Raw genomic sequence first — 11,882 nt, forward strand, 5'->3', positions numbered from 1 at the left:
TGTATTTGTAGAACCAGAAAAACACGTTGCCTCCCGCGCCGCACGCCTTGACAGCGTTCCGCGACAACTTTACCCACGCATTGTTACGACGACCACATGGCAGGTGCCGGGGAATCAACCCCGGGGGCGAGCGCAGCGACGGGGAACCAGCCCCGGGGGCGAGCGCAGCGACGGGGAACCGGCCCAGCCGATCAGTCCTCGACGTCGACCCGGATGGATTCGTAGCGGCCGGGCGCCTTGGGGGGCTGCTCACCGTCGGCGGGGGGTGGCGGCGTGGAGCCCGGCGGCGACGGCGGTCCGGCAGAGTCGGGGTCGCCGACGACGGCGCGCACGATGGCCAGCAGCGCGATGCTGTGCTCGGCGATGACCGACAACAGCGGATGCTGTTCACCGGCGACCAGGGCGGCCAGCGCGCACACCGGGCACCAGACCTGCTGGCATCTGCCCTCACCGGCGCCTGCGGATGCGGCCCGGGCCGCGGCCAACCGCACCGCGGGGTCGAGCCGGTCCAGGATGGCCTGCGCTAGCTGCCGCAGTTCGGGGCTCACGTCCGCATGCCGCCGCCGGGCGGCGTCGGGATCTGGGCCTTCCCCTGTCACTCCGGCCATACCTTTCGATCGGGGCGGAATCGCACCGTGAGTTCAGTACCCCGCAATTGCGCGTCCATGACGATGCAGCGCCGCAAAACCGACGCCAACCGGACGCGGCGGCGCATCCCGCCGGAGCCGATGATCAGATCGTCGTCGACCCGGCCCAGTGTCAACGAGCCGGGGTCAACCTGCGGCAACTGTATCCGCATCCGGTAGACCGCTTCGAGCCCAGTTCCCGATTCGCGGTCCACCACCGGCTTGAGCGGACCGGGCGGCGGCGCCCCATCGCGCCGCCGGGACTGGGCGAGCAGCTCGGCCAGCGCCTTGGGGCCGATGGGCTCGCCGGCCAGGTGCGGCACGAGCACCAGCTGCACATCGCCGATCGCGGTGTCCAGCTGCTCGAGCACGGTGCGCTGCTCGGCGATCCGCTCGGTGTACCAGTCGAACGCCGGGTGCTCCGGCAGATTGGTGTACTCGTACGAATCGTCTTGGATCAGCACCTGGTTGACCAGTAACTCGGCCACCCGCACCCCCATCAGCGTCAGCGAGCCGATGGTGCGGATCGCCTCGGCCGCCACCACTCGCTCCGGGGTGAGCACCAGGTGCGCGCTGACCCGTTCGGCATCGGCGAGCAGCGCCGACAGCGCGTCGGTGCCGTCGGCGATCCGTTCCAGCAGCGCCACCACCGCCGCCGATGCGGCATCGCCGCCGCGCATCGACAGCCGACGGTGCCGAGGCCAGATCCGCTCCAGGTACAGCCCGAACGTCGCGGGCAGGGTGAGCATGCGCAGCGCGTCGGCGGTGGACGCGCAGTCGACCACCACGTGATCCCAGTGGCCGGAGTCGGCCAGCTCCCCCACCTCGTGCAGGCCGAGCACCTCCTGGACGCCCGGCATGGCCGAAAGTTCTTCCGGGGCAACATCACCCAGATCAGACTCGGGGAAACGTTCGGCCAGCGGACCGGCCACGTCGCGCCACTGATGCTCCAGCACGGCCAGCGTGTCCAAGGCCAGCGCGTCCAGGAAGCCGGTGTCGACATCGGCCAGCACCCGGGTCGGCACCCTGGTGCCGGTCGGTGCGACCGGCACCCCGAGCACGTCGCCGGTGGAGTGCGCCTGGTCGGTCGACACGATCAGCACCCGCTGACCGCTGCGCGCTTCGCGCACCGCGGTGGCGGTCGCCAACGTCGACTTGCCTACCCCGCCCTTCCCGACGAACAGGCTGATGCGGGCGGGGGCGGACACTTGCTCGCCATTCAGCTCACACCCACCTCGACTCGCTTCTTGAGGTCCTTGAGCGCGGTGTCGGTGAGCCGGCGTTCGGCCTTGCGCTTGAGCAGGCCGATCATCGGGATGAGCAGGTCGACGGACAGTTCGTACGTGACGTCCGTTCCAGAACCCTTGGGCGACAATCGATATGCGCCCTCCAAGCCGCGCAGCAGCGAGCTCGACACCAACGTCCAGGTCACCGATCTACGGTCGCCCGGCCACTGGTAGGACAACACCATGGTGTCCTTGAGCACGGCCGCGTCCAACACCAGGCGCGCCGTCTTGGGGTTACCCGCGGGGTCGGCGTCGAGCACCTCGGCTTCCCTGTACTCGGCCACCCATTCCGGATACGAGCCGATATCGGCGATCACGTCCATCACCGTCGAGGGATCGGCATCGATGTAGATCGTCTGCGCCGTCTTCTCCGCCACGCCCAGAAATGTACCCGCACCGCCGAACGCCCTGCTCGCTATCAGGACAGCCGCGATACCCCGACCGGCCGGTGCTGCTCGAGGCGGGTCTTGACCTCGAACGCCATCCGCTTGCCCGCCACCCGGCGGGTGTGGTTCAGCTTGGCCAGGTCCAGCCGGGCCAGGTCGTGCGCGCTGGCACCGGACGGCTCGGCGTGCAGGAAATAGTGCAGGATGACCCCGTCCATCATGGTCTCCAGCCACACCTCCATGGTTCCGGTGAGTGCGCCGGCGACGGTCCAGCGCACCCCGGCCGGGCCGCGGTCCTCGACGACCGTCAGGCGCAGATCCGGCCACCACCGCCGCCAGCTCGCCGGGTCGCCCACCGCGCGTCCGACCTCGGCAGGATCCGCGCATACGAACGTCTCGTCGGAGATCTGCACGCTGTTCATGGCTGTCAGCATCACACACGCGGTACCGCCGGTCCGACGGGGGCGACTAGGCTGACCGGCGGATGCCGGAAGTCATCCGTCACCAGCATTGACGAGGGGCCAGAATCGTGCGTGAGTACAGCGTTGCCGCAACGTTCCAGATCGGTGAGTCCGACACCGTCGTCGACGCCGTATACGCGCACGAGGCCCAGGATCCCGGCCACGTCATCTTCCAGCGTCAGGTCGACGGCCGCTGGACCGATATCACCTGCGCCCAGGCCGCCGAGCAGATCCGTTCCGCGGCCCTGGGTTTGATCGCCGAGGGCGTACAGCCCGGCGATCGGGTGGCCATCCTGTCGGCCACCCGCTACGAGTGGCCCATCATCGACTTCGCCATCCTGTCCGCCGGCGCGGTGACCGTGCCGATCTACGAGACCAGCTCGGCCGAGCAGATCCGCCACGTGCTGGCCGATTCGTCGGCCGTGCTGGTGATCGCCGAAACCGATGCGCATGCCGACCGGGTGGAGCAGCTGCGCGATCAGGTGCCGCAGGTGCGCAAGGTGCTGCGCATCGCGGGGACCGGTCCGGCGGCGCTGGACGCACTGGCCGAGGCGGGTAAGGGCATCGACGCCGCCGAGTTGGAAAACCGACGCTCCGGCATAAGGTCGGCCGATCCGGCCACCCTGATCTACACCTCGGGAACCACCGGTCTGCCCAAGGGCTGCCAGCTGACACACGCCAACCTGCTCTCCGAGATCCACGGCGCCAAGGCCAGCTTCCCCGATCTGTTGGTCAAAGGTGAGCGGCTGCTGGTGTTCCTCCCCCTGGCCCACGTGCTGGCCCGGGCGCTGACCGTCGCCGCCTTCACCAACAAGGTCACCCTCGGGTTCACCAGCGATATCAAGAATCTGGTCCCGACATTCGGGGTGTTCAAGCCGACGCTGGTGGTGTCGGTGCCGCGGGTGTTCGAGAAGGTGTACAACACCGCCGAGCAGAACGCCGTCGACGGCGGGAAGGGCAAGATCTTCGACCTGGCCGCCACCACCGCGATCGAGTACAGCCAGGCGCTCGACAAGGGGGGACCCGGCCTGGTGCTCAAGGTCAAGCACGCGGTGTTCGACCGGCTGGTCTACGGCAAGCTGCGCGCCGCGCTCGGCGGTGCCTGCCGCGCCGCGATCTCCGGCGGTGCTCCGCTGGGTGCCCGGCTGGGCCACTTCTATCGCGGTGTCGGCCTGACCATCTACGAGGGCTACGGCCTCACCGAGACCAGCGCGGCCATCACCGCCAACCAGATCGGCGCGCTCAAGGTCGGCTCGGTAGGAAAGTTGTTGCCGGGCAACAGCATGCGTCTCGGTCCCGATGACGAACTGCTGGTCAAGGGCGGTGTGGTGTTCGGCGGCTACTGGCGCAACGACGAAGCGACCAAGGAAGCCTTCACCGATGGCTGGTTCCACACCGGCGATCTCGGCGCGATCGACGACGACGGGTTCCTGACCATCGTCGGGCGCAAGAAGGAGATCATCGTCACCGCCGGCGGCAAGAACGTCGCCCCGGCCGTGCTGGAGGACCGGCTGCGGGCGCACCCGCTGATCAGCCAGGCGATGTGTGTCGGTGACCAGCAGCCCTATATCGCGGCGCTGATCACCATCGACCCGGAGGCCTTCCCCGGCTGGAAGCAGCGCAACAGCAAGGATGCCGCCGCCACGGTGGCCGACCTGGCCACCGACCCGGATCTGCTCGCCGAGGTGGAGCTGGCGGTCAAGGACGCCAATCAGGTGGTGTCCAAGGCCGAGGCGATCCGCAAATTCCGGATCCTGCCTGTCGATTTCACCGAGGACACCGGCGAGCTGACCCCGACGCTGAAGGTGAAGCGCAAGGTGGTGGCGCAGAAGTTCGCCGCCGATATCGACGCGCTGTACGCCTAACTCCCCTCGGCGCTCGCCGCCGCGCCGCTGAGCAGTCGGTGCAGTCGCGCCCCCTGGGCGCTCCACTGCCAGTTCCGCACGGTCCACTGCCGGCCGGCCGCGCCCATTGCCGCGGCCGCGTCCGGGTCGGCCAACACACCGCTGACCGCGGCGGCGACCGCGCCGACATCGGTCCCGTCGACGACGATGCCGGTCTCCCCGTCGCGCACCGTTTCCGGTGCCCCGCCGGAGCGCCCGGCGACCACCGGCACACCGCACGCCGAGGCCTCCAGGAACACGATGCCCAGCCCCTCGACGTCCAGGCCGGCGCCCCTGGTGCGGCACGGCATGGCGAACACGTCACCCATCGCGTGATAGGCGGGCAGCTCCGCACCCGGCACACCGCCGGTGAACACCACATGCTCGGCCACCCCGGCCTGGTGGGCCAGCTTGTGCAACGTGTCGCGGTAGGGTCCGCCGCCGACCACCACGAGGGCAGTGCCCGGCACCGCGGCGCGGATGGCGGGCAGCGCGCGGATCAGCATGTCCTGGCCCTTGCGCGGCACCAGCCGCGACAGGCATACCACCACCGGCCGCTCCCCCAACCCGTGCCGGGTCCGCAACGCGGCGCGCGCGGCCGGGTCGGGGGTGAACCGGTCCACGTCGACCCCGGGCGACAGCCGCTCCAGGTGGGCCCGCGGCCCGAACGCCGAGGCGAACCGGCCGCGGGTGTAACTGCTGACATAGGTGACGATGTCGGTCTCGTTGCCGATGCGCCGCAACGCGTTTCGGGCCAGCGGCAGCATCGACCAGCCCACCTCGTGGCCGTGCGTGCTGGCCATCACCCGGGACGCGCCCGCGGCCCTGGCCAGCGGGGCCAGCAGCGCCAGCGGGGCCGCCGCACCGAACCAGACGGTTTCGATGCCGTGTTCGGCGATCAGCGCGCGCATCCGGTTGGCCACCGACGGCTCGGGCAGCATCAGGGTGGTCGGATGGCGCACCAGCCGGTAGCCGGCGGCCGCGGCATTCTCGTCGTAAGCCGCGCACTCCTTCCATTTCGGCGCGTAGACGGTCAGCTCGTGCCCGCCGTGGGCCAGCAGTTGCCCGACGAAGGCCTCCAGGTAGGACTGGATACCACCGCGGCGCGGCGGAAAGTCGTTGGTTACCAGCAGCACCCGGGTCATCGCGCCAAGGCTATCCGCTCATCCAGTTCCGCCAGCCGGCCAGTACCTGGTCCAGGTCGGCGCCCAGGGTGTCCCGGACCGCGTCCGCCACGTCGGGGTGGCCGGGCTCGCTGGCCCGTAGATACAGTCGCTTGAGCGTGGCGGCGCCGTAGCGGGTGGCGACATAGCGGGCGAACCACCAGGCCCGGTCGTAGGCGGCCGAGCGTGCCTCGCCCACACTGTCCAGGTCGGCATCGGTGGGCAGCCGCGCGAGTGCCGCCGCGGCGGCGGGGCCGGGCAGCGGGGCCGGCGGCCGGCCCACGAAGTCGGCCACCCCCTCGGCCAGCCAGCGTGGGGCATCGGCGGCGGTGTGCGCCCGTGCCGCGTAGTGAAACAGTTCGTGGCGCACCACGATTCGCAGCGAGGCCGGACTCATGGCGGCTGCCCCCGGCGCGAACACGATGCCGTCGGCGGTGGTGGCGGCCGCGATATCGGGACCGTCGAAACCCAGCACGCGGAACTGTTGGTCGGTCTCGGTGGCGACCACGACGATGTCCCTGGGCCAGTCCGGTCCCCAGAACGCGGTGACGGCCGCCGCGGCGTCGCCGAGCTCGGCGGCGATCCGGTCCAGCAGCGGCTGGGTGCGCGGCCCGCCGAGGCTGCGCAGGCGTGCGGTGCGGCCGTCCGGCAGGGGCAGCGAGCGGGTCTGCGCCGATTCGACCGAGGACGAGGTCACCGAGGAGGTCGAGTCGGTGCGGGTGGGCGCGACGCCGGCTTGCTGGCAGCCGGCCAGCAGTGCCGTGGCCACCAGGGTCAGCGCGACCCGCGCGAGATCAGTAACGGCGGACTTCAGTAACGGCGGACGTTGTAGATCGGCGCGTTGTTGACGGGCGCGATCCGCACCGGCACACCGAAGGTGGATGCGTGCACCATCATGCCGTCACCGATGTAGATGCCGACGTGCGAGGCGTCGGAGTAGTACGAGATGACGTCACCGGGCTGCATCTGATCGGTGGACACCGGCTGGCCGCCGGCGGCCTGCGCGTAGCTGGAGTGCGGCAGTGAGATGCCGGCCTGCTGGAACGCCCACTTGACCAGACCGGAGCAGTCGAACGCGCCGGGCCCTTCGGCGCCCCACGAGTACGGCGAGCCGATCCGGGTGAGCGCGGCCTGCACGGCAGCCATGCCTTCACTGGTCCCCCCGGGCGCCGGAACAGCGCCGTCGGGCGGCGGTGCGACGTCACCGGGCGGGATGGCCTCCGGAGGCGCGGCGAGCACGGCCGGATCCTGCCCCGGCAACGCCGCCGGGGGCGGCGCGTCGGCCGGAGCGGGCGCAGCGGGCGCCGGCGGGATGGCGGCCAGCGCCTCGCGCTGGGCCGGGGTCAGCACCTGGTACTGCGACTTGACGACGGCGATCTGCACCTGCAGTTTGCTTTGCTTGGACTGCAGATCGGCGCGCACCGCGGCGGCCTGCTCGGCGGCCGTCTTGGCGTCGGCGGCCGACTGCGCCGAGGCCGTCTCGGCCTGAGCGGCGCGCAAACTGGTGGTCCGGAAGTTCTGCATCTGCGACGACATCTCGGTGGCCATCACCCGCTGCACGGCAAGCTGATCGATCAACCCCTGCGGCGAGGCGGCGGTCAGCATGGCGTCGAGACCATCGGTACGGCCGCCCATATATTGGGCGGCGGCAACCTTGTTGACCGAGCTCTGGAATGTTGCCAGCTGCTGCTTGGCCGCTTCGGCGTCTGCGAGGTCGGACGCGTGCTTGGCTTCCGCGGCACGCTGCGCTGCCAGCTTGTTGTCCAAATCCAGCTCGGCCGCGTGCATGGCTTCGGTGGTCTCCTCAGCCTGTCGCGACAGCTCGTTGAGCTTTGCCAGTGCGTCATCGGCCGGGTCGGCGTGCACGCCGCCGGCGAGTGCGCCGCCGAGGAGCACCATGCTCGCTATCACACCGGCCAGGGGTCGCTTGACGCCACGCTTCGGTCGGTCTGTGCGATCAGGCCTCAAGGTTTCGCGTCCTTAAACTGCTTACGAGCCGGCTCGAACTCAATTAGGTCTCAGATAGGTTACGAAACGGCATCGGGCTTGTCCAACAGGAGACGCAAATTTAACAGCCGATCCGGATGAATTTTTGCCTCCGCGGAAGTGTGCGTGTCATCACGCCACACCTGTTGTACCACCTCGGTTCTCCGCGCGCCTGATCGGGACCAACCGCAGCCGCGGGGCCAACCCGGCGTCGGCCAACACTTCCAGGGCCCGGCGCTCGTCATCCAGCAAACTCTCCGGAACTCCGAGGAGCACGCTGACCACGCAGTCCTGGCATCCCGGTCCGCGCACCGCGCAGTCGTCGCAGTCGATCACCACCGTGCCGGTGTCGATGTCGGGTTCCCGAGAATCATCGGCGGGTCGTTGTCGTCGTTGTCCATATGTCACGTCAGGTCCTCTCTGATCTGTCAGTGCCCGCACCGTAACGAGGGCCACCGACAGATCCCGGCGCTGTCGGTAGCGCGGGTTACCGTCACCGACGTGTCGCAGCTGAGCTTCGCCGATGTCGAGCCGCTCGCCGACATCGCGCTGGCCGACACCACCTTCGTCGTCGTCGACCTGGAGACCACCGGTGGCCGGGCTACCGGGGACGGCCATGACGCCGTCACCGAGATCGGCGCGGTCAAGGTGCGCGGCGGCGTCGTGCTCGGCGAGCTGGCCACCCTGGTGGACCCGGGCCGCGCCATCCCGCCCCAGATCGTCCAGTTGACCGGAATCACCTCGGCGATGGTGCACGACGCACCGCGGATCGACAGCGTGCTGCCGGCGTTCCTGGAGTTCGCCCGCGGCGCGGTGCTGGTCGCCCACAACGCCGGGTTCGACATCGGATTCCTGCGTGCCGCCACCGAGCGACTCGGGCTGACCTGGCCACGGCCGCCGGTGCTGTGCACGGTTCGGTTGGCCCGCCGGGTGCTCACCCGTGACGAGGCGCCCAGCGTCCGGCTTTCCGCACTCGCGCAGCTGTTCGGCGCGGCCACCACGCCCACCCACCGCGCGCTCGACGATGCCCGCGCCACCGTCGATGTGCTGCACGGACTCATCGAACGGGTCGGCAACCAGGGCGTGCGCACCTACCCGGAGCTGCGGTCCTACCTCCCGGACAAAACCGCACCGCAGCGCCGCAAGCGGCACCTGGCCGCCGGTATCCCCGGCCGGCCAGGGGTGTACCTGTTCCGCGGGCCCGGCGACGAGGTGCTCTACATCGGCACCGCCGTGGATCTGCACCGCCGGGTCAGCCAGTACTTCACCGGCGCCGACCCACGCACCCGGATGAAAGAGATGGTGGCCCTGGCCACCCGGGTCGACCACGTCGAGTGCGCGCACGAACTGGAGGCGGGAGTACGCGAACTACGGCTGCTGGCCGCGCACGCGCCGCCGTACAACCGGCGTTCCCGGTTTCCGCGCCGCCATTGGTGGATCGTGCTGACCGAGGAGGCGTTCCCGCGGTTCTCGGTGGTGCGGGCCCCGCGCAGTGAGCGGGCACTGGGCCCGTTCAGCGCCCGGGCGGACGCCGTCGCGGCGGCCGAGATCCTGAGCCGCGGAACGGGTGTGCGCACGTGTACGGCACGGTTGTCACGCACCGCGCGGCACGCCTGCGATCACCACGAACTGGCGCCGTGTCCGGCCCCGCGCGGGGCCGACGCCGCCGGATACGCCGCGGCCCCGCAGGCCGCCGCCGCACTCATCGCCGGCGCGGACAGTGCGGCATTCGGCACGGTGCTGGCTCAGATCGAGGCGCTGGCCGCCGCGCACCGCTACGAGAGCGCCGCCCGGCTGCGCGACCACACCGCCGACACGGTGGAGGCGGTGTGCCGCGGTCAGCGGTTGCAGGCGCTGGCCGCCGTCGACGAACTCGTCGCGGCCCGCCCCGACGGGCGCGGCGGCTGGGAGCTGGCGGTCATCCGGCACGGGCAGCTGGCCTCGGCCGGCTGTGCGCGCCGCGGGGTGCCGCCCATGCCCGTGGTGGACGCGATTTGCGCTGCGGCGCAGACGATCCTGCCGGAGCCCGCGCCGCTGGGCGGGGCGCTCGTCGAAGAGACCGGGTTGATCATGCGTTGGCTGGCCGGGCCCGGCGTGCGCATCGTGCGGGCCGACCGGGGCTACGCCAGTCCGATCGGGTCGGCCGCGCGGTGGGCCGGCTGGGCCGCGCACGCCCGGTCGGCCCGGCTTGCCGCCCGACAGCACGACGGCGCCGAACTCACCGATGACCGTTTCGGCATCGACCCACCGCCGCGAAAGGCCTACCCACCTAGGCTTTCTGGGTGAACTGAACCCACTTGGCCAGCAGCTGCTCGGCGGCACCGGAGTCGATCGCCTCGGTGGCGCGGCGCAACCCGGACTCCCAGGCCGGCACCCACTGGGCGTCGCCGGAGAGCCCGGCGTGGGCCACCATCGCGCCGGCCGCGTTGAGCACCACCGCGTCGCGGACCGGACCTTGGGCGCCGCCCAGCACCGCGCGTACCGATGCGGCATTGGCCTCGGCGTCACCGCCGATCAGCTCGCTCAGGTCGGCTCGCTTGAACCCGAACGCGGCCGGGTCCAGCGTGAGCCGCTCCACGGTGCCGGCCTGCACCCGCCAGATGGTGCTGGTCGTCGTCGTGGTCAGCTCGTCGAGACCGTCGTCGCCGTGCACCACCAGCACGCTGGATCCCCGCGCGGCGAACACACCGGCCATCACCTCGGCCAGGTCACCCCAGGCGCAACCGATCAAGCCGGCCCGCGGAGAGGCCGGGTTGGTCAGCGGGCCAAGCAGATTGAAGACGGTCGGGACGCCGATCTCGCGGCGCACCACCGACGCGTGCCGATAGGACGGATGGAACTGCGGGGCGAAGGCGAATCCGATCCCGACCTCGCCGAGGCTGCGGGCGACATCCTCGGGACCGAGGTCGATCCGCACGCCGAGGGCTTCCAGGGTGTCGGCACCACCCGACAGCGACGACGCCGCCCGGTTGCCGTGCTTGATCACGGGTACCCCCGCCGCGGCCACCACGATCGAGGCCATGGTGGATAGGTTCACCGTATTGGAGCCGTCGCCGCCGGTGCCGACGATATCGACGGCCGCGTTGCCGACCGCGTCGGCGGGCAGCCGGCGGGCGTGCTTGAGCATCGCGTCGGCCAGCTCGCGTACCTCGGCGGAGTTGGGTCGCTTCATCTTCATCGCGACGGCGAAACCGGAGATCTGAGCGGGCGTCGCCGCACCGGTCATGATCTGGTCCATCGCCCAGGCCGCCTGCCCCCGCAGCAGATCCTGGTGTGTCGTCAGCAGGCCGAGAATCTGCGGCCAGGTGGATACGTCGGCGGAGGGTTCGGCGAGAGGCACCAGGTGATGTTATCGCCTGGCCGGGGGCACCCCGGCGGCCCGATCACGGCCGGATCGGCACCCGATCGCGACACAACCTCGACCAAATCGGAACCCGGGTGGAGTTAATCAACTACAAAGCGTCATACTTGCACCTGTGACGAGCGCTGTAGGGACTTCCGGAACCGCGATCACGTCTCGCGTACATTCGCTGAACAGGCCGAATATGGTCAGTGTCGGCACCATCGTGTGGCTTTCCAGTGAGCTGATGTTCTTCGCTGGGCTGTTCGCGATGTACTTCACCGCGCGAGCCCAAGCACACGGCGTCTGGCCGCCGCCCCCCACGGAGCTCAACCTGTGGCTGGCCGTGCCGGTGACCGCCGTGCTGATCGCCTCGTCGTTCACCTGCCAGATGGGCGTGTTCGCCGCCGAGCGCGGTGACGTCTTCGGCCTGCGCCGGTGGTATGTCATCACGTTCCTGATGGGCGCGTTCTTCGTCGGCGGCCAGGGCTACGAGTACTTCCACCTCGTCGAGCACGGCACGACCATCCCCGGCAGCGCCTACGGTTCGGTCTTCTACCTGGCGACCGGCTTCCACGGGTTGCACGTCATCGGCGGTCTCGTCGCCTTCATCTTCTTGCTCGCGCGTACCCGCATGAGCAAGTTCACGCCGGCCCAGGCCACCGCAGCGATCGTCGTGTCCTACTACTGGCACTTCGTCGACATCGTGTGGATCGCCCTGTTCGCCGTCATCTACTTCGTTCGGTGATCC

General features: G+C 70.2%; 12 protein-coding genes. 3 read left to right on the plus strand and 9 right to left on the minus strand.

What is annotated here, in order from left to right; all coding sequences use genetic code 11:
• Window positions 1-191: 191 nt before the first annotated feature.
• The 4 genes from SBI67_RS15320 to SBI67_RS15335 are packed head-to-tail and all read right to left on the minus strand — an operon-like array spanning window position 192 to window position 2,720.
• A complete protein-coding gene (locus tag SBI67_RS15320; protein WP_413232492.1) occupies window positions 192-608 on the minus strand; it encodes a hypothetical protein in 417 nt (138 codons plus the stop codon).
• Entirely contained in the window at window positions 596-1,834 is a 1,239-nt protein-coding gene (locus tag SBI67_RS15325; RefSeq protein ID WP_318981396.1) for an ArsA family ATPase, read from the minus strand. The genes SBI67_RS15320 and SBI67_RS15325 overlap by 13 nt, the downstream gene beginning before the upstream one ends.
• Before the next feature lie 11 nt (window positions 1,835-1,845).
• Window positions 1,846-2,289, minus strand: coding sequence for an SRPBCC family protein (locus tag SBI67_RS15330; RefSeq protein WP_318981397.1), 444 nt, complete (start codon window positions 2,287-2,289; stop codon window positions 1,846-1,848).
• A 41-nt stretch (window positions 2,290-2,330) separates the two neighbouring features.
• Window positions 2,331-2,720: a polyketide cyclase / dehydrase and lipid transport gene (locus SBI67_RS15335; protein WP_266048352.1), complete on the minus strand. Its 390-nt coding sequence runs from the start codon at window positions 2,718-2,720 to the stop codon at window positions 2,331-2,333.
• A 107-nt stretch (window positions 2,721-2,827) separates the two neighbouring features.
• Here SBI67_RS15335 and SBI67_RS15340 point away from each other — a divergent pair, with 107 nt between their 5' ends.
• Complete coding sequence (locus tag SBI67_RS15340) at window positions 2,828-4,624, plus strand: AMP-dependent synthetase/ligase (protein ID WP_318981398.1); 1,797 nt, start codon at window positions 2,828-2,830, stop codon at window positions 4,622-4,624.
• On the opposite strand, the gene SBI67_RS15345 is transcribed toward SBI67_RS15340, so the two are convergent.
• The 4 genes from SBI67_RS15345 to SBI67_RS15360 form a co-directional block, all read right to left on the minus strand.
• The gene (locus tag SBI67_RS15345; protein ID WP_318981399.1) at window positions 4,621-5,787 is read right to left on the minus strand and encodes a glycosyltransferase family 4 protein; all 1,167 of its coding nucleotides are present in this window, start codon (window positions 5,785-5,787) and stop codon (window positions 4,621-4,623) included. The genes SBI67_RS15340 and SBI67_RS15345 overlap by 4 nt on opposite strands.
• Window positions 5,788-5,797: 10 nt before the next feature.
• On the minus strand, window positions 5,798-6,574 hold the full coding sequence (locus SBI67_RS15350) for a peptidase (RefSeq protein ID WP_318981400.1): 777 nt from the start codon (window positions 6,572-6,574) through the stop codon (window positions 5,798-5,800).
• A gap of 41 nt (window positions 6,575-6,615) precedes the next feature.
• Complete coding sequence (gene ripC / locus SBI67_RS15355) at window positions 6,616-7,773, minus strand: peptidoglycan hydrolase RipC (protein WP_413232493.1); 1,158 nt, start codon at window positions 7,771-7,773, stop codon at window positions 6,616-6,618.
• Window positions 7,774-7,923: 150 nt separating this feature from the next.
• The gene (locus tag SBI67_RS15360; RefSeq protein ID WP_318981948.1) at window positions 7,924-8,145 is read right to left on the minus strand and encodes a hypothetical protein; all 222 of its coding nucleotides are present in this window, start codon (window positions 8,143-8,145) and stop codon (window positions 7,924-7,926) included.
• A gap of 147 nt (window positions 8,146-8,292) precedes the next feature.
• Between SBI67_RS15360 and SBI67_RS15365 the strand changes: the two genes are divergently transcribed.
• Complete coding sequence (locus SBI67_RS15365; protein WP_318981402.1) at window positions 8,293-10,077, plus strand: DEDD exonuclease domain-containing protein; 1,785 nt, start codon at window positions 8,293-8,295, stop codon at window positions 10,075-10,077.
• On the opposite strand, the gene trpD is transcribed toward SBI67_RS15365, so the two are convergent.
• The gene (trpD, locus tag SBI67_RS15370) at window positions 10,061-11,131 is read right to left on the minus strand and encodes an anthranilate phosphoribosyltransferase (protein WP_318981403.1); all 1,071 of its coding nucleotides are present in this window, start codon (window positions 11,129-11,131) and stop codon (window positions 10,061-10,063) included. The genes SBI67_RS15365 and trpD overlap by 17 nt on opposite strands.
• A gap of 136 nt (window positions 11,132-11,267) precedes the next feature.
• Between trpD and ctaE the strand changes: the two genes are divergently transcribed.
• Window positions 11,268-11,879 carry an aa3-type cytochrome oxidase subunit III gene (gene ctaE / locus SBI67_RS15375; RefSeq protein ID WP_266048357.1) on the plus strand — a complete coding sequence of 204 codons (612 nt, stop codon included), beginning with the start codon at window positions 11,268-11,270 and terminating at the stop codon, window positions 11,877-11,879.
• Window positions 11,880-11,882: the final 3 nt, after the last annotated feature.

This window comes from Mycolicibacterium chengduense, from assembly GCF_033741155.1.
In the GTDB taxonomy this organism is placed as follows: Bacteria; Actinomycetota; Actinomycetes; order Mycobacteriales; family Mycobacteriaceae; genus Mycobacterium.